Source organism: Pedobacter sp. AC464, from assembly GCF_979253075.1.
Map to the genome: position 1 here is coordinate 667,065 of NZ_CEEDBV010000001.1, position 18,959 is coordinate 686,023.

16 protein-coding genes are annotated in these 18,959 nt (G+C 38.7%); 9 read left to right on the forward strand and 7 right to left on the reverse strand.

Annotated features, from left to right (window positions below; all coding sequences use genetic code 11):
• Positions 1–3: 3 nt before the first annotated feature.
• Positions 4–471: a GNAT family N-acetyltransferase gene (locus tag AC0IWT_RS02855; protein ID WP_471795899.1), complete on the reverse strand. Its 468-nt coding sequence runs from the start codon at positions 469–471 to the stop codon at positions 4–6.
• 7 nt (positions 472–478) lie between these two features.
• The gene (locus tag AC0IWT_RS02860) at positions 479–1,180 is read right to left on the reverse strand and encodes a YggS family pyridoxal phosphate-dependent enzyme (RefSeq protein WP_471795900.1); all 702 of its coding nucleotides are present in this window, start codon (positions 1,178–1,180) and stop codon (positions 479–481) included.
• A gap of 71 nt (positions 1,181–1,251) precedes the next feature.
• Here AC0IWT_RS02860 and AC0IWT_RS02865 point away from each other — a divergent pair, with 71 nt between their 5' ends.
• The 5 genes from AC0IWT_RS02865 (at position 1,252) to AC0IWT_RS02885 (ending at position 7,001) form a co-directional block, all read left to right on the forward strand.
• Positions 1,252–1,632, forward strand: a complete 381-nt coding sequence (locus AC0IWT_RS02865; RefSeq protein ID WP_056872140.1) for a DUF4296 domain-containing protein — start codon at positions 1,252–1,254, stop codon at positions 1,630–1,632.
• Between the two features lies 1 nt (position 1,633).
• Entirely contained in the window at positions 1,634–4,012 is a 2,379-nt protein-coding gene (locus AC0IWT_RS02870; RefSeq protein ID WP_471795901.1) for an endonuclease MutS2, read from the forward strand.
• A gap of 72 nt (positions 4,013–4,084) precedes the next feature.
• Positions 4,085–5,173, forward strand: coding sequence for a PQQ-dependent sugar dehydrogenase (locus AC0IWT_RS02875; protein WP_471795902.1), 1,089 nt, complete (start codon positions 4,085–4,087; stop codon positions 5,171–5,173).
• Between the two features lie 309 nt (positions 5,174–5,482).
• Positions 5,483–6,199, forward strand: a complete 717-nt coding sequence (locus tag AC0IWT_RS02880) for a CoA transferase subunit A (protein WP_471795903.1) — start codon at positions 5,483–5,485, stop codon at positions 6,197–6,199.
• Positions 6,200–6,338: 139 nt separating this feature from the next.
• Positions 6,339–7,001 (forward strand): CoA transferase subunit B, encoded by a 663-nt coding sequence (locus tag AC0IWT_RS02885; RefSeq protein ID WP_471795904.1) that lies wholly within the window; start codon positions 6,339–6,341, stop codon positions 6,999–7,001.
• On the opposite strand, the gene AC0IWT_RS02890 is transcribed toward AC0IWT_RS02885, so the two are convergent.
• The 3 genes from AC0IWT_RS02890 to AC0IWT_RS02900 are packed head-to-tail and all read right to left on the reverse strand — an operon-like array spanning position 6,998 to position 9,577.
• The gene (locus tag AC0IWT_RS02890; RefSeq protein WP_471795905.1) at positions 6,998–7,411 is read right to left on the reverse strand and encodes a hypothetical protein; all 414 of its coding nucleotides are present in this window, start codon (positions 7,409–7,411) and stop codon (positions 6,998–7,000) included. The two genes, AC0IWT_RS02885 and AC0IWT_RS02890, sit on opposite strands and share 4 nt — an antisense overlap.
• A complete protein-coding gene (locus tag AC0IWT_RS02895; protein ID WP_056872271.1) occupies positions 7,411–8,055 on the reverse strand; it encodes a uridine kinase family protein in 645 nt (214 codons plus the stop codon). The genes AC0IWT_RS02890 and AC0IWT_RS02895 overlap by 1 nt, the downstream gene beginning before the upstream one ends.
• On the reverse strand, positions 8,048–9,577 hold the full coding sequence (locus tag AC0IWT_RS02900) for a LysM peptidoglycan-binding domain-containing protein (protein ID WP_471795906.1): 1,530 nt from the start codon (positions 9,575–9,577) through the stop codon (positions 8,048–8,050). The genes AC0IWT_RS02895 and AC0IWT_RS02900 overlap by 8 nt, the downstream gene beginning before the upstream one ends.
• Before the next feature lie 272 nt (positions 9,578–9,849).
• On the opposite strand from AC0IWT_RS02900, the gene AC0IWT_RS02905 reads away from it, so the two are divergent.
• The 3 genes from AC0IWT_RS02905 (at position 9,850) to AC0IWT_RS02915 (ending at position 14,723) form a co-directional block, all read left to right on the forward strand.
• Positions 9,850–10,329 (forward strand): Dps family protein, encoded by a 480-nt coding sequence (locus tag AC0IWT_RS02905; protein ID WP_471795907.1) that lies wholly within the window; start codon positions 9,850–9,852, stop codon positions 10,327–10,329.
• Positions 10,330–10,419: 90 nt separating this feature from the next.
• On the forward strand, positions 10,420–12,255 hold the full coding sequence (locus tag AC0IWT_RS02910) for a UbiD family decarboxylase (RefSeq protein WP_471795908.1): 1,836 nt from the start codon (positions 10,420–10,422) through the stop codon (positions 12,253–12,255).
• Positions 12,256–12,305: 50 nt separating this feature from the next.
• Positions 12,306–14,723 (forward strand): hypothetical protein, encoded by a 2,418-nt coding sequence (locus AC0IWT_RS02915; RefSeq protein ID WP_471795909.1) that lies wholly within the window; start codon positions 12,306–12,308, stop codon positions 14,721–14,723.
• Positions 14,724–14,768: 45 nt separating this feature from the next.
• Here AC0IWT_RS02915 and AC0IWT_RS02920 read toward each other — a convergent pair whose 3' ends face one another.
• Positions 14,769–16,307, reverse strand: a complete 1,539-nt coding sequence (locus AC0IWT_RS02920; RefSeq protein WP_471795910.1) for an OmpP1/FadL family transporter — start codon at positions 16,305–16,307, stop codon at positions 14,769–14,771.
• A gap of 23 nt (positions 16,308–16,330) precedes the next feature.
• Entirely contained in the window at positions 16,331–17,302 is a 972-nt protein-coding gene (locus AC0IWT_RS02925) for a hypothetical protein (RefSeq protein WP_471795911.1), read from the reverse strand.
• A gap of 174 nt (positions 17,303–17,476) precedes the next feature.
• On the opposite strand from AC0IWT_RS02925, the gene proS reads away from it, so the two are divergent.
• Positions 17,477–18,949: a proline--tRNA ligase gene (gene proS, locus AC0IWT_RS02930; protein ID WP_471795912.1), complete on the forward strand. Its 1,473-nt coding sequence runs from the start codon at positions 17,477–17,479 to the stop codon at positions 18,947–18,949.
• Positions 18,950–18,959: the final 10 nt, after the last annotated feature.

Below are 18,959 nucleotides of genomic sequence, written 5' to 3' on the forward strand. Positions count from 1 at the left end.
AGTTTAAAATGCCTTAACCTGCTCTTTAGAAAAGGATGCATTTAGCCATCCTTCCTCAAGGTTGGCTTTGTACTTATTGTAAAAGTTTATCGCGGGTTGATTCCAGTCTAACACCTGCCAAACCATTCCATTATAATTCCCATTTTTTGCTTCTTCTATCACCCTTTCAAAAAGGAGTTTACCAATTCCTTTTCCGCGGTGTTCTTCGGTAACGATAAAATCTTCCAGATATAACCGGCAGCCTTTCCAGGTAGAATAACGTGTATAATAAAGCGCAAAGCCTAGAATGAGGCCATCCATTTCAGCAACAAAAGCTTTCCAAACCGGTTTGTCTCCAAACCCAGCTTCAACAAAATGTTCGTGCGTTACCGTTACCTCTTCAGGCGCACGCTCATAAACGGCGAGTTCATTAATAAGTTCTAATATCCTTGTGCAGTCGCTTGCAACGGCTGTTCTAACATTTACGTTCATTGGTGTGTTAATTTGCCGAAATATCGGCCTTGAAGTGTTTTATAATTCTTTTTCCAAAGATGCCGCTTCCTATTCGCACCATCGTACTCCCTTCCTCAATCGCAATTTTGTAGTCGGCGCTCATGCCTGTAGAAATTTCTTTAAAATAATCATCTTTGCGGAAAAAACTAACCTTAATGCCGTCGAAAAATACTTTTAATTCATGAAATTCGATGGCAATTTGTTTTTCATTTTTGGTGTTTGTGGCAATTGCCATTAATCCAACTATTCTAATATTTTTCAAACCGGAAAATTCTTCCGAACGTAAAAGCTCAATCAATTCATCATGTCCTAAGCCAAATTTTGTGTCCTCATCTGCAATATATACCTGCAACAGGCAATCTATGGTTCGGTTATTTTTTAAAGCCTGTTTATTTATTTCCTGAAGCAGTTTCAAGCTATCTACCCCATGAATTAAAGTGACAAATGGTGCAATATATTTCACTTTGTTGCTTTGCAGATGACCAATCATATGCCACTCAATATCTTTAGGAAGTTGTAGCTGCTTATCAACCATCTCCTGTACCTGGTTTTCACCAAAAATTCTTTGTCCGGCGTGGTAGGCCTCCAGAATAGCATCGTTGGTTTGCGTTTTAGATACTGCAATTAACTTTACGCCGTCAGTTTCTACTTCACTTTTATAATGTTTAAGATTATCAGCTATGCTCATTTATAACTATTTTTGCGTAAAATTAATAACCTTGCCGCAATTTGGGCAATAAATAATATTTTAAATTAAGAATGAGAAGATTGATTTGGGTGCTAGCGGTTGTGTTTGGGATAGCTTCCTGTAAGGAGGAAAGGCCTTCAAATGTGATTGCTCCCGATAAGATGCAGAATATATTGTACGATATCCACGTTAGTGACGGTTATATTTCAACTATCGCGATGCCAGATTCGTCAAAGAAAGTAGCCGCATCATACTATAAGGGAATTTATAAGAAATTTGGTATCGATTCTACACAGTATGCGCAAAGCATGAGCTATTATTATAAGCATCCTCAGGATTTGGATAAGATGTATAAATATATTAGCAAGCGTCTATCAAAACAACAAAAAGCAATGGAAAAGGCTGATTCTTTAGCTAAATCTAAAATTAAAGTACTTCCAGCAGTTAAATAATATGTTATATCCCGAGAATTGTTTAGAGCGTTTGGGCTTTGTTGAAATTAGACAGCTGATAAGTAAACATTGCTTAAGTACAATGGGCCAGGCAATGGTGCAGAAGATGCAGGTAATGAACCGGTTCGATCAGATCGATAAATTCCTTCGCCAGACGAATGAGTTTAAAACCATCATTCAAAATCAGGAACCTTTGCAAATTAATAGCTTTTTCGATATTAAGGCGCTTGTTGAGAAAATCCGTGTAGAAGGGACTTACTTACAGGAAGAAGAGTGGTTTCAAATTTACACCTCGTTGCAAACCGTTTTTTCTGTGCTGAGGTTTTTTGAAGAAAGGGCAGAAGTGTACCCAACATTGGAAGCATTATTTGAGCACTTGCCGATTGAAAAAAATATCCTTCGTAAAATTGAGCAGGTTATTGATGTTAAGGGAAAGATTAAACCAAATGCATCGAAAGAACTACAGGAAATCACCGCTTCAATTTCGAAAACCGAACAGGATGTACGTAAGCGGATGGATTCTATTTATAAGCAAGCAATTGCAAATAACTGGGTTGCGGACGGCAGTTTAACAATTCGCGACGGAAGGATGTGTATTCCGGTTTTGGCAGAGAACAAACGCAAACTAAAAGGCTTTGTTCACGATGAATCGGCAACCGGACAAACTGTTTACATTGAACCTGAAGAAGTTTTTACGCTAAACAATAAACTTCGTGATTTAGAATTTGATAAGCGAAGGGAGATTATTAAAATTTTAATTGCTCTTACCGATGAGTTAAGACCCTATTCACCACTTTTATTATCGTACCACGGCTTTTTAACAAAGCTGGATTTTGTGAGAGCTAAGGCGATGTTTGCAATTGATGTAGAGGGCGAAATGCCCGGGCTGTTAAAAGAGCCTAAAACTAAATTGATTAATGCCAGACATCCTTTACTAATGCTTTCTTTTGCTGCAGAGAAGAAAACAGTAACGCCTTTAAACATTCATATTGATGCAGAAACGAGGGTTGTTTTGGTTTCAGGTCCGAACGCCGGTGGTAAATCCGTTTGTATGAAAACGGTCGGTTTACTACAAATTATGCTGCAAACTGGCCTTTTAATTCCCGTTGATGCGAATTCGGAGGTTGGCATTTTTGAGAATATTTTTGCAGATATCGGCGATGATCAATCGATAGAAAGCGACCTGAGTACCTATAGCGCTCACCTTAAAAAGATGCGTTACTTTGTTGAACATGCTTCGCCAAAAACGATGGTGCTGATTGATGAATTTGGTACAGGAACTGACCCTCAATTTGGCGGACCTATGGCAGAGGCTGTTCTGGAGGTTTTAAACAATAAAAAAGTTCGCGGTGTAATTACAACACATTATTCCAACTTGAAGCTTTTTGCCGGCAATACTGCCGGACTTGAAAATGCATCAATGCTTTTTGATAATGCGAAGATGAAACCGCTATACATACTTGAAATGGGTAAGCCCGGAAGTTCTTACGCTTTTGAGATTGCGCAAAATATAGGCTTGCCGAAAGAAGTTATTGCACTTGCCAAAGAAAAAACAGGTTCTAATCAAAATCGGGTTGATACGATGCTGGTTGATTTGGAGCGTGAGAAGAAAACGATTTACGATACCAAAGTTAGCTTGGCAAACCAGCAGAATAAAGCCAAAAATCTTGTCGCCGAGAATGAAAAACTGAGGGCTTTCCTCGATGAAAACAGACGTATTTTGATTAAGGAAGCAAAGCAGGAAGCGCAGAACATCATAAAAAATGCGAACAGACTCGTTGAAAATACCATTGCCGAGATTAAAGAGAAGCAAGCAGATAAAGCCGTTACAAAAGAATTAAGGGAAAATCTGCAAAAAGAATTGGTGAAGAATACGGTTCCGAAAGAAAAGCCGAAAACTCAGCCTGTTGTAGTTGGTGGCGAGATTGAAGTTGGCGATTGGGTAAAGTTTGTGGATAGCGAAACAACTGCCACCGTTTTGGAAATTAACAGAAACGAACTGGTTTTAGCGATTGGAGATTTACGGTCTAACGTGAAAAAAAATCGTGTTCAAAAGATTAGCAATAAAGAAGCTAAGAAAGTTGCTCAAAGTAGCGCCGGCTCTTTCGCAGGGCGGATGAATGAGGCTGTTTCCGGTTTTAGAGCGGAGCTGGATCTACGTGGGAAAAGAACCGAAGATGCACTTTTTGAAGTTGAGAAATATTTAGATAAAGCCATTATGTTGGGTTTTCCCTCGATAAAACTAATTCATGGTAAGGGCGATGGAATTTTACGAAAAATGATTCGCGAATATTTGAAAAAATATAGTCAGGTAAACAGAATGGAAGATGAACATGTAGACAGAGGAGGCGATGGAATCACCTACGTTTATTTAAACTAGTATATTAAAAGGCAGTAGGGCAGCACCAAAACTAATTTTCAATAAGTGTGTTACTATTAAAACGTTACGATTATGAGAGCTTTTTTTACCTGCCTTGTTGTACTCTTCTTGTTTACAACCTGCAAAAAAAACAAAAGTGATGGTAATGATACCGGAAACCTTCCAGATGTTGAACTTAAAAACAGGGTTGTCGTTTCAGGTTTGCGTTTTCCATGGGGCATGGTTTACGGACCAGATAACTTTATCTGGTTTACCGAAAGAGGCGGAAAAATTAGTCGGTTAAACCCTGCTAACGGACAAATATCACCACTTCTCACCATCAGTGAGGTTCGGGAAAATGGCGAAGGTGGTTTGCTAGGAATTGCGTTAAACCCTGATTTTTCGACAATTCCCTGGGTTTATGTAGCCTACAATTACGGCAGCAGCTATAAAGAAAAAATAGTACGCTACACCTATACCGGTGGCGCACTTACCAATCCTCTTACCATATTAGATAATATCGGTGCTGCTTCGAATCACAACGGCTCCAGATTACTAATTTCTGGTGGAAAGCTTTTCATTTCGACAGGCGATGCGGCAGATACCAACACGCCTCAAAATGTAAATTCAACTTCGGGAAAAATTTTAAGGGTTAATCTCGATGGCTCAATTCCTGCAGATAATCCTTACCCGAATAATCGCTTATGGACTTTCGGTCATCGTAATCCGCAAGGATTGGTACAGGTTGGAAATAAAGTTTTTTCCTCAGAACACGGACCTGATTCTGACGATGAAATTAATGTAATTGAAAAAGGAAGAAATTATGGATGGCCAAACATTAAAGGATTTTGTGATGAAGCAGGAGAGCAGTCTTTCTGTTCGGCAAATAGTATTGCCCAACCTTTAATTGTGTGGACACCTACAATTGCGCCAAGTGGAATGGCTTATTATACTTCAGATTATATCCCCCAGTTTAAAAATTCACTACTTCTTGCTGTTTTGAAGAATACAAAATTAATGCAGCTTAAGCTAGATGATGGACAAACTAAAATTGAGGGTACGAAAGATTTTTTTGTAAACAGTTATGGCAGGATGCGGGATGTTTGTATTTCGCCGGAAGGTAAAATATACGTTTGCACCAGCAATGGCAACGATGATAAAATTATTGAAATTTATAAATAATTACTTTTTATCCTTGCCAGGACACTTTTTGCAACGCTTTCCTTTTTTATATTTTTCGCAACATTTTTTATGTTCTGCTGTACAGCTGAAAATAAAACCCATTCCTTTTTGAAATTCAGGGTCTGTTGGTATTCTAAAATCCTCGTTATCTCTATCGTTAAACATCTGATTACAAAGGTAGTGTTATTTAGATTAATTCCAATTTATTATTCTTAAAGGGGTTACATAATTTTTAGGACCGACTTCCATTTAAGTTTTAAAAAGCTGTATCGTTTCTGTACTTTAGCAGCCTAACCAAAAATTCATAAAATGATAAATAAAGTTGTATCAGGAGCTGAAGAAGCCATACATGATATACCTGATGGTGCCACCATTATGTTAGGTGGCTTCGGTTTATGCGGCATCCCTGAAAATTGTATCAACGCGTTAGTAGCAAAAAAAACCAAAAACCTTACCTGCATATCCAATAACGCCGGCGTGGATGATTTTGGAATCGGGTTAATGCTGAAACAACGTCAGGTCAAAAAGATGATATCATCCTATGTTGGAGAAAATGCTGAATTCGAAAGGCAACTGCTGAGTGGGGAATTGGAGGTAGATTTAATTCCGCAAGGCACACTTGCAACGCGGTGTTTGGCAGCGGGATATGGCATGCCTGCAATATTTACACCTGCAGGTGTAGGAACCGAAGTGGCAGAGGGAAAAGAAATACGAAATTTTGATGGTAAAGATTATCTCCTTGAATATGCATTTGACGCGGATTTTGCAATTGTCAAAGCATGGAAAGGTGACACTGCAGGAAACCTCATTTTCCGCTCAACCAGCAGAAATTTTAATCCCGTAATGGCGATGGCCGGCAAAATTACCATTGCCGAAGTTGAAGAACTGGTTGAAGTTGGAGCGCTTGACCCAGACTACATTCATACTCCGGGAATTTATGTGCATCGGGTTTTTCAGGGAAAAGATTATGAAAAAAGAATTGAGCAAAGAACCGTAAGGAAAGTCATTAGTTCATCGGCTCATTAGTTCGTTTGTAAGTCGGTATTTCATTACTTTATTGATTGCTAACATGAAATAGTAATCGTCCCTGAAAACAGTTAAGAAATTCTTTCCTGATACAATTAGTCAATAACACTTACTCAATTAACTTTCATTCATTTGATTTATGGCATTTACAAAAGAGGAAATCGCACAGCGCATTGCTAAAGAAATAAAAGATGGTTATTATGTTAACCTGGGCATTGGTATTCCAACCTTGGTTGCCAATTACATCCCAACGGATATAAATGTTGTATTACAATCAGAAAATGGCCTCTTGGGCATGGGACCGTTTCCCTTTGAAGGTGAAGAGGATGCCGATCTAATTAACGCAGGCAAACAGACGATTACAACCTTGCCCGGATCTTCAATATTCGATTCGGCAATGAGTTTTGGAATGATTAGAGCTCAAAAAGTAGATTTAACTATTTTAGGTGCCATGGAAGTTTCGGAAAACGGTGATATTGCGAACTGGAAAATTCCCGGTAAAATGGTTAAGGGAATGGGTGGGGCTATGGATTTAGTGGCATCTGCAAAGAATATTATTGTGGCCATGCAACACGTAAATAAGGCAGGAGAAAGTAAACTTTTACCAAAATGTACATTGCCTTTAACAGGGGTTAAGTGCATAAAGAAGGTCGTTACTGAACTTGCCGTATTAGATATTTTACCTGAAGGTGGGTTTAGGCTTCTGGAAAGAGCGCCGGGTGTAAGTGTCGATTTCATCAAACAAGCTACCGCCGGCAGGCTGGTGATTGAAGGTGAAATTCCGGAGATGACTTTAAATTAATTCTTTGTAAATAGTATGCAAATGAAAATATTGGCAAGCAATGGTAAAATTAAAACCAGGATGCTCGCCAGTTTGTCGAACCAGGATGTTTTAAGGAGGTCGCCACGAATAACCAGGTGGAAATCGCGATGATACCTATAACGACAGATTTTATTAAAAGCCACTACGAGAATTATAAATAATAGCGGGATAAAAGAAAATATATCCCTTTGCTCTTCATTGATGATTAATAGCGTTGCAAACAATGCAAAAAATGTGGCGACGAGCAAATGTGTAACCAGTGCATTTTTTGTTTGCAGCAAAGATTTGTATCTCCTGATTTGTGGTTTGGATTTGAGCGGATCGAGTAGGTAAAGCCAATATGCAAAAGCCAGAAGGTTTGTGCATATTGGCATTAAATTCGCTTTCATCAAGAAATATCTACCAAAATGCTATTTCTCAAGTCATTGGAAATGGCCTCGGTAATGGCTATTATCTCATCGGGCTCATTTGTATTGTTTATAACGATTTTGTGGCAATCGTTTTTATAAGGCAATAAATATTCTTTATAAGCCGGCAGAACATGGTTTCGCCATTTGTATAACACATCTTCTTCAGGGTAGCCACGCTCTAATCCATCGCGTTTTATGCGGCGGTCTAACGCCACCTGCTCATCTGCATCTACGAAAATCATGTGATCCAGCAGAGCGGCAATTTCTTTAAAATAAAGAATAAATAATCCTTCAACTATTATTATTGGTGCCGATTTTATTTCAAGTATTTTAACAACTGCTAAAGGATTATTGAAGTTGTACTCTTTTTTGTAAACGACCTCGCCAGCGAGAAGCTGCTTAATGTCTCTTAAAAACTGCTCACTATCTATTGTTGATGGTAAATCGAAGTTATAAAGTTTGTTTTCCTCCTGCGTCATCTCTCCGGCAGGAATGTAATAATCGTCCTGAGAAACTAGCGTAACTTCATCTTGTTTAAAATGATGAAGAAAACAATTTAAAAAAAATGTTTTTCCTGAACCGCTTCCTCCTGCAATTCCAATAATAAATGGTTTCTTATTCAAGCTCATGCACACCGTACGTTAAATTGCAAAAAAATCTCTTGTCTAAAGCGCCCAGCGAGTCTGCTACGGCTTTCGTCATTACAATTATAACATCTTTTGTGGATTCGTTCTCTGTAAATTTACCAACAACTTTGGCCAGCGCAGTTCGATTTGTCATTGGGTTGGTTAATTTTATTATTGTACCAATAGGTGCAGTACGGTGTAGAACAAGCATTTTCGACGCATCCAAATCAGCATCGGCAATGGAAACAGCTGTTCCTTTTTCTTCTATCTGGTTTAATCCGTATTTGCTGGGAGCGCCTCTAAGTTTTGGGTCTTTAAACGATGTGCTATCCGGATTTTCTTCCTGATCTTGTTTGGCTAAATCGTTAACAGATTTCGGCTCAGGTGGTTTCGGAATCACAAGTTTCTGACCTGTTGTAATCGTGTTATCACTTAATTTGTTAGCCGTTCTAATCTGGTAAGCTGTTAAATTAAATTTCTTTGCAATATTGAAGATAGATTCGCCATTACCAACGGTGTAAATAAAACTTTCATCTTTACTAGTTTCTTTAACTGCAACTGGAACTTCTTTTTCTGTCACTTTCGGAATTTCCGTTGTGATTTCGGTAGGGATTTTCAAAACTTGCCCAGTCGATAAACCATTATCCGTTAAATTGTTAAGCTTTCTGATTTGATATGCGGTTATACCAAACTGCTTCGCAATTGCGAAAATACTTTCTCCTTTTTTTACAGTATATGTACCAGGCGCATCCTTAACTTCTACTGTTTGGGTTGTTACACTTTCGCCGGCAGGCGCTACCTTACTATCTTCTATATTTTTTGTTGCAGGAATTTTTAGTTTCTGTCCAATTCTTAAATTAATACCTGAAAGATTATTTGCTTTCTTTATCTCTTCTACGGTTGTGCCGTACTTTTCTGCAATTTTTCCCAAAAATTCTTTCGGTTGCACGGTATGTTCAATCAATGTGGATGGTGTATTTTCAGCTTGCTGGGGAATGCTCGTTGGCTCCGCTGATTTTACAGGTACAACGGTTTCGGTTTTTTGAGTTTGAGTTACTTCTCCGTTTTTTGTAGGTATTTTTAAAACCTGGCCAATGCTCAAATTATTGCCACTTAAATTGTTAAGCGCTTTTAATTCATTAATAGTTGTGCCATATTTTTCAGCCAGCATATTCAAATTATCCTTTGGCTTTACAACGTACTCCGTAACGTTCGTTGTTGAGCTAACAGTTTGATTTGCGGCACTGCCCGCTGCAGGGCTAAAAGGGAAATTCGTGGGAACTTTTATCACAACACCAATCTGAAGATATTTGTTATCGTTAAAAGCCATAATCTCCTTTGGTGGTACGTTATACCTTCTTCCAATAGAATAGTATGTGTCTTTTGCAGCTGTTTGATGTATGATTAATTTTTTTCCATTATTATTTTCTACTCCGATAGAGTCGATTACTGCATTTGCCTTAGCACCTGTTGCATTTAAAGCAAACAAAACTATAGCAGTTAAACCTATTTTATACATTTATTTTTATCTAAATTTTTTATCAGGGGTAGCAATTATACGAATAATATTATAAAACCTATAGCCGCGTAGAAGCCGGCATTTGATATTTATAGTTTGATTATTCGTTCACTGAAACCACATTTCGCTAATTAACAATTGTTTATAATTTTTGCTCCATTGTATTTACGTCTATTAAACGGAAGGATAAATTCTGTATTGTTTAATTGTTGTTTTATGACAAACTTTTTTAATTTTTATTTGTTCGGAAAGCATACTTTAACAAAATTAAAATGGACGCTAAAGAAATCAGCCTTAACGAAAAGGAAGTTAAACCAGTTGTAGACTTATTAAATGATTACCTGGCCAATTATCATATTCATTATCAAAAATTAAGAGGTTGCCATTGGAATATCAAAGGACAAAACTTTTTTACACTTCATGTTAAATTTGAAGAATTATATACCAATGCGCAATTAACCATCGATGAAATAGCTGAACGTGTATTAACGTTGGGTAAGCCACCACATAGCCGTTTCGCAGATTATATACAAGAGTCAAAAATTAAAGAAATTGATACCATTGGTATGAAAGACCTGGATATGGTTGATGCAATTTTGGAGGATATGTCGACCTTAATTGAAATGGAACGCGAAATTTTAGATGCAACCGCCAGTGCCGGCGATGATGGTTCTAACGATATGGTTAACCGTTTTATGCAATTTAAAGAAAAAAACACCTGGATGCTTCGCTCATTTGCAGGTAAGAAATAGAATTATCTTATTAATAAAGCCGCAGTATAATAGATTTAACATAATCTGTTATTCTGTGGCTTTTTTGTTTTGGAGCACATATCTTTGGGCATGGCATACAAAAGTTTAGCAGAATGTGTTAGTGATTTAGAAAAGCACGGTCATTTATTAAGGATAAAGGATGAAGTAGACCCTTATCTGGAAATGGCCGCTATTCATTTACGCGTTTATGAAAGCAACGGACCTGCTATTTTTTTTGAAAAGATAAAGGGAAGTCCTTTTCCGGCTGTCTCTAATCTGTTTGGTACATTAGAACGTTCAAAGTTTATCTTCCGCGATACCTTACCAAAAGTGCAGCAACTGGTTTCCTTGAGAAACGACCCAATTAAAGCGCTCAAAAATCCCTTTAAATACGCAGGTTCAGCGATGTCGGCGCTTTCCGCCTTACCTTTAAAAACGCCATCAGCCAAAAATAATTTTTTAAAGACAACCATTAGTAATTTGCCTCAAATTGTAAACTGGCCGATGGATGGAGGTCCTTTTGTTACAATGCCTCAAGTTTACACCGAAGATGTTGAAAAGCCTGGCGTAATGAATTCAAATCTTGGAATGTACCGGATTCAGCTCGGTGGAAACGAATACGTACAGGATAAGGAAATCGGTTTACATTATCAGATTCATCGTGGCATTGGTGTTCATCAATCGAAAGCAAATGCCTTAGGGCAACCTTTAAAGGTGAGTATCTTTGTTGGCGGACCACCGTCACATCCTTTGGCAGCGGTAATGCCTTTACCCGAAGGCTTGTCTGAAATGACCTTTGCAGGTGCGTTGGGCGACAGAAGGTTCAGGTATTTTTACGATGATGAAGGCTTCTGCATTTCTGCAGATGCTGATTTCATTATAACAGGAATGGTTTATCCAAATGAAAATAAACCAGAAGGACCGTTTGGAGATCATTTAGGCTATTACAGTTTAACGCATCCTTTTCCACTGATGAAAGTTAGCAATGTTTACCACAGAAAAGATGCGATCTGGTCGTTCACTGTGGTAGGTCGCCCTCCCCAGGAGGACACAAGTTTTGGTGCTTTGATTCACGAGATAACGGGTTCGGCAATTCCTCAGGAAATTCATGGTCTAAAGGAGGTTAATGCAGTTGATGCCGCCGGCGTACATCCGCTTTTGTTTGCCATTGGAAGTGAGCGATATACGCCTTATTTAAAGGGGAGGAAGCCACAGGAAATTTTAACAATTGCAAACCATATTTTGGGTAAAAACCAGCTGAGTTTAGCAAAATACCTCTTTATTGCCGCGAGGGAGGATGATGAGCAATTGACTACACATAATATATCCGGGTTTTTAAAACATGTTTTGGAAAGAATCGACTTCAAAACAGACCTTCATTTTTATACAAATACAACGATTGATACTCTGGATTATAGTGGCGATGGCCTTAATAGTGGTTCGAAAGTGGTTTTTGCAGCTGCAGGCGAAAAAAAGCGAAATTTGTGGACCGAACTGCCAGAAGGAATAATTTTTCCTGCCGGATTTGAAAATCCCAGAGTCGCTATCCCAGGTATATTTACACTTAGCGCACCGCTTTATCAAAACCAGGAGAAAACGGCAGCTGAAGTCGCATTACTTAATATGGCCTTGATGGATTTAGATCTATCTGGCTTTCCGTTAATTGTTTTATGCGACGATTCCACATTCGCAGCCGAAACCATTAATAACCTCGTTTGGATTACATTTACAAGAAGTAATCCAGCAGCTGACATATTTGGTATTAACGATTTTACAATAAATAAGCATTGGGGTTGCAAAGGTTCACTAATTATCGACGCCAGAAAAAAACCACATCATGCACCAGAGTTAATTAAAAATGATGAGGTGGAAAAGCGAATTGATAAACTTTCTGAAGAAGGCGGGCCGTTGTCCGGCATCATTTAAGTTTGAATTTTTAAAATAATATCCTGATTTTTAAGCAAAATGAATGGATAATGCTTAAAAAAAGCCTGCTTTTTCTGGTTTTAAGTTTGTTTCTGGAGTTAAACCTTCGGGCTCAGACCAACAAAACTGACAGTCTGGCAAATGTTTTAGAGCACTACGATCTGCATAATCGAAATTCTGTTTTATTCGTCCATTTCGATAAAAATATTTATACCAACAATGATCAGGTTTGGTTTACAGGATATTTGCTTAAAACCATCGTCGGGTTAGCGCATTACAATACGCTCTACTTATCTCTTGTTCGTGATGCCGACAGCTCCGTTGTGCTGCAACAAAAATTTCTGATTGAAAAAGGATATGCTTTCGGGAGTTTAATTCTTCCCGATTCGTTGCAAAGTGGCAGCTATAGATTTGTTGCGAATACCAATATCAAATTCGGCGATAAACCTGATGTAGAATTCCTGCAACCAATAACAATCAAATCGACCACCATAAATCCATTAATTGCGGGTTTATCGTTATTTAAGGCAGTTGATGAAACGACTGGTAATGGAACTGTTCTGCTAAAAGCGCTCACGGGCGACAATCGCTTCGTTGCTGATGCTGAAGTAAGTTATACTATTGGCAGAGATCGTAACATTTTGAAAACAGGTAAGGCAAAAACGAGCGTCATAGGCGAGATGATGATAGACTTTCCTGCAAACAGACTAACGAATGAAAACAACCTTGTTTCAGTCTCGGTAAAAAAAGGTGTTAGTAAGGCATATCTAAATTTCGAAATTCCGATTAAGGAAGAGGTACGCTTTCAGGTTAGTTTTTTTCCCGAAGGCGGCTATACGGTATCGGGTATCCAAAATAAGGTTGGTTGGGAGGTGAAAGACAGGGATGGATTATCCATAAGTGCCAAAGCCGTTTTATTTGCGGATGATAAAGTTTTAGATACGATTTCAACGGATTTATCGGGCCTTGGAAACTTTTACTTGAAGCCCGAATCCGGTAAAAGCTATAAGGTAAAATTGCTTAACGAAAATAAACTGATTGGGAGTTACGCTTTGCCGGAAAGTTTAAAGCAAGGCACAGTTATCAGACTAAATTCTGCAATTGGGAATGATGAAATTAGGGCTGTGTTGCAAAGCAACATCGATGAAACGATACATTTGGTAGTGCATAACCAGGAAAAGATCTTTCTTGTAACTGCATTGGATATGAAGAATAACCGGCCCTTGAAAGTTTTGTTGAAACTAGATTCTGTGCCGAAAGGCCTGAACACCATTACATTGTTTGATGGTTTATATAGACCCATCGCCGAGCGGATTTTTTTTGCTCATTACAACGAACTCAGTAAACTCGAAATTCTTCCAGAAGGAGAGGAGTTTAAAACCAGAGATAGTGTGAAACTTAATCTGAAGGTTTCGAGTAGCGGTAAATTACTAAACGGCCTTGTTTCAATAGCGGTGGTGCAAGGAAACAGGATTAATTTGTCAAGTAGAAAAAATATTGTTGATTTTGCTTATTTGGAAAATCACACGAACGAATTGCCTCCAAATTCCTCAGGTATTAAATTGGAGGATTTGAATTATCTGGAAAACGTATTACTTATAAAAGGATGGCGAAAGTATAGATGGCCCCACCAAGTCAATGAGAATTTTCTTCAAGAAAAGACAATTTCAGCATTTGAATATCGTGGCGAAATAACCAAGGGTAAAAAAATGTTGAAGGTGCCTATTTCTCTAACTACAATTGCAGGTTCTAACATCAATGCGGTAACAACCGATAGCTTAGGCAAATTTGTTCTGCCCTACAGCGCCTTAATTACTGGAGACAAACCCAAAATTTGGCTAACCATTAATGATCGAAATTTTCCAGCTTATAATGTTAACATTCTTAACCCGTTTAGCGAAATTAAATCGTTACTAAGAAGTAGTCATTACGCTCAGAAAACCCAAAATACAAGTGTTTTACAATCGGGAGGTGAAGGTATAAGTGCTCTTTCTGGAATTAAACTTAAAGATGTAACCATAAAAAAGGTGAAAGATAACTCCATCTTTTTTGCCAGTAACATGAATAAGTGTGGCGACTATGTTTGCGGTAATGGCTATTTAAATTGCCCAAATCATAGGAACGATCCGAAAAATAAACCAGCTGAAAACAACCGAAGCTATAAGCTGTTCGGCGGTGGAACTACTTTATACGGCGGCTGTTCGGCCGATGCCAATAAACCAAATTTATTTATCCTGGATGGAATATCCTTGCCGAAAGAATTTTATGTTGCTGACCTAAGAAATTTGAACGAACCCATAAACTTTTCAACTATTTACTGGAACTATCAAACTGCAATTAGTAAAACCGGAGATACATCAGTGATTTTTACGACAGGTGATTTGAGCGGAGAATTCAAAATTATCATACAGGGAATAACTGACGATGGGCCTGTCTATGCAGAAAAAACCATAACGGTTAAAAAATAAAAGTCCCGGCGAACTGCCGGGACTTTTATTTTAGACAAAGATAATTTAAAACCTTACTCCGAAAGTTAAGAATACATTATCTGCTGTATTTTTAAGGTTTGCAGTTGGCCCTGCTCCGGTAAAATTGTAATCAGGGTAGCTTGAAGAAATCGTGTAGGGCGAATTCGTAGAATCCCATTTGGTATGTCTATAAGTTACATCTACATAATAGTTATCAAAGCGATAGCCTAAACCACCACTATAAGCTTGCGTTGTAAAATCCAAGTTTTTGTAAGGCGAACCTGCGAATGAGTATCCACCTCGCAACATAAAATTGTCTACCACCTTAAATTCTAAACCTGCTCTATAATTAAAGTTGCCTTTATATAGATTTGCTACATCAAGATTGGTCCTTCTTTCCTCATTAGGGAAGTTAGAAGAAAAATGTATACTGCTATAATCTACATACTCAACATCAGCGGTAATTAATCCACTATTTCCCAAAATATAAGCCGCTCCACCACTAACTTTGTATGGCGTTCTTAATGAGTATTCAGAGTTATAACTTGATAATGGATTAGTATACTCAGGAACTGCTGACCCGTTTGCTCTCCTATAAGAAGCGTTCAAGTTTTCAGAAAAGTTATCTGTTAAGCTGTACCACGTAGGCGTTACAAAACTTAAGCCCAATCTTAATTCATTAACTGGTTTGTAAATTAAGCCGAGTTTGGCATTTATTCCATTTCCTTTGGTTTCCTGAATGGAATTGTAACCAAAAGTGTATGTTCCATTTAAAAAATCGGCTGGCTGACCTGTGTAGTTTAAGTTATTTCCCGACTCAGTAAAAGCTAAATCAGAAGTATAATTGATGTTAGTGAGTCCTAATGATAAACCCAAATAAAGTTTGTTTTCGTAATTTCCAGCCATCCCAATATTCACCTCAGATTGCGAACCAGATCTATTGATAACACTTTGCTGAGTGTTATTTAATGCTGTGGTAGGAAAATATCCTGCGGGGTCATATTCTATCAAAAAAGTATTGTATGCCATTTGTTCAAGAGAACCGGCAGCCAGAGCATCAGTACTCGTGGCAGGATCACCTCCTCCCGAAGCTATTGCTAAATCAGCAAAATAATCGGCCATTGAACTTTTGGAGTTTTTTCCACCGTATGAGATTCTACTGTTAAAGTTATTCGTTTTATTATATCCAACACCGAAATTTAGACTTACCCAGCCACTATTCAAATCTGAACCTTTTGGTTTGTTAACCGGAGAGTAGAAAACTACGCCAACCTGGTTAATTCCGGCTTTACTGTTTTTATCAGATTGAGTGCTTCCCAGATATTCCGAGCCAACCTTGAAATTATTGAATTCCGGAGTGAAGGTAAATTCAGATTTTGTAAAAAAGCCTAAACCTGCAGGGTTACCGGAAAGTGAACTTATATCTCCACCCAATGCGGTTTGTGCACCGCCCAATCCTTTGAATCTGGCCGAGGAACCGAGTTCGGGTTGTGAAAATCTTAACACATCACTGGTGTATTGCGCATATAAAGAGTTGCTGGCAAGAACTATTCCTGCCACAATAAAAATTGATCTTAGTTTCATGTTATAAAATGTGTATGTGCTGATTATCTTCCTCCACCTCTTGTTGGTCTGCCGCCGCCACCGCCGCCGCCGCCTGAACTTGCGCCACCACCGCTACTTCCAGATGATTGCATTGGAGGTGGACTGTAGCTGCCACGATCTGGTCTGCTAGCAGGTTGAGATTGTTGAGTTTGAGGTTGTGGTCTGTAACTGTCATCACGAGATGGTCTTGAACTTACACCAGCTGGTCGGCCATTGATGGTTGAATTATTTCCATTTGAATACCTTTCTGGTCTGCCAGAATTATTTGTCGATACATTTGGTCTGCCGTAATTTCCACTAATTGGAGCCGTTCTAGAGCCCGATGCACCGTATGCGTTGCGGTTGTCACCGTCTCGGTTTGGTCTTGCCCTGTTATTGCGGTTCGAATACACACCACCTAAGCCACCACCGTAGTAACCGCCTCCGTAGCCGTATCCGCCACCATAAAAGCCACCGCCCCAACCAAAACGGTCGTAGTAAGAGTATGGTCCCCAAGCGCCAGAATACCAGTATGGATTGTACCCGAAGTAATTATAGTTGTATGGGTTGTTCCACATATTTCCGTAGCCAAAATAGCCACCCCAGCCACCTAAACCATAACCGCTTCCCCAATTTAAGCCATAGCCTAAAAAGTTGGTATTGCCGTAGCTGTTTCCGTAATAGTAATTATCGTAATATGGGTCAAAGTAGCCTCTAAAAGTACTGCCATTATAAAAACGATTTATCCTCGAAGAATAATCCATGTCATAATAAGGATTACTGGTTCCGTAATACTCGTCGTAATCCTGATCGTTTTGTGTTTGAACTTGTTGTTGTTGTGGCACCGGTGCAGCATATTCAACCTCCCTCGCTTTCGCAACAGTATTATAAACATCATCACCGGCGTTATTTTGCGCCAATTTTGATGTAGAGCATGATGCCACCAGCCCTGCGGCGGCTATCATAACAATGGGTAAAAATTTAATTGGTTTCATTGTGTTTATATTTAGTTGTGTGTGTCAAAAAAATAAAAATCCAGTTTCAAACTAAGAAGGAAATATAAATAATCCTAATGCTTGTGCTGATAATCGTTTTGTAGGCATAAATTTATAAATTTGTAACTTAATTTCACATTATTTAACACACAATTTACGTTCCAAATACATAATATGAGTAAAGAAATTACAAGTAGAGCAGCAGACTATTCCCAGTGGTATAATGATATCGTTATTAAGGCCGATTTGGCAGAACATTCTGCAGTACGCGGATGTATGGTGATAAAGCCTAATGGCTACGCCATATGGGAGAAAATGCAGGCCGTTTTAGATAAAATGTTTAAAGATACAGGTCATCAGAATGCTTACTTTCCATTATTCATACCTAAGTCATTTTTTTCTAAGGAAGCCTCTCACGTTGAAGGCTTTGCGACAGAATGTGCAGTTGTGACACATTATCGCTTAAAAAATGATGGAAATGGAAATATTGTTGTCGATGAAACTGCAAAGTTGGATGAAGAATTAATTGTTCGTCCAACTTCCGAAACGATAATCTGGAATACCTACAAGGGTTGGATTCAATCTTACAGAGATTTGCCAATTCTGATTAACCAATGGGCAAATGTGGTGCGTTGGGAAATGCGCACACGTTTATTTTTGCGTACAGCTGAATTTTTATGGCAAGAAGGTCATACCGCTCATGCTACCGCGCAGGAGGCGATAGAAGAAACTGAGCGTATGTTGCACATTTATGCTGATTTTGCGGAAAACTGGCTTGCCGTTCCGGTTATCCGTGGACGAAAATCGCCGAATGAGCGTTTTGCCGGCGCATTAGATACCTATTGTATCGAAGCCTTGATGCAAGATGGAAAGGCGCTGCAAGCGGGAACGTCACATTTCTTGGGTCAAAATTTCGCCAAAGCTTTTGATGTAAAGTTCACTGGGAAAGATGGTAAATTAGATTATGTGTGGGCAACATCGTGGGGCGTTTCTACCCGCTTAATGGGTGCATTAATTATGGCACATAGTGATGATTCTGGTTTAATTATCCCACCAAAACTTGCGCCGATTCAAGTAGTTATCGTTCCGATTTACAAGGGCGAAGATGATTTAGCCAAAATTACAACCTATGTTAATGAGCTGACAATGCGCTTAAAAGGCATGGGCATTTCTGTTAAATATGATGATCGGGATACACAAAGGCCTGGCTTTAAATTCGCCGATTACGAAATGAAGGGTGTGCCTATCCGCGTTGCCATAGGTGGCCGTGATTTGGAAAACAAAACCGTTGAAGTTGCCCGCAGGGATACAAAAACTAAACAAACTGTACCTCAGGATGGTTTAGATATCTACATTGCTAAATTACTTGAAGACATTCAAACCAGTATGTTTAATAAAGCATTGGCCTATCGTGATGGACACATTACAGAAGCGAACAGTTACGAAGAATTTAAAACGCTTCTTGACGGTAAGGCCGGCTTCATTTCTGCACACTGGGATGGCACTCCGGAAACAGAACAAAAAATTAAGGAAGAAACTAAAGCGACAATCCGTTGCATTCCTTTAGATAATAAACTGGAAGACGGAGTTTGCATTTACTCGGGTAAGCCCTCAAAAGAACGTGTGTTGTTTGCCAGGGCATATTAATTTGGCTAAT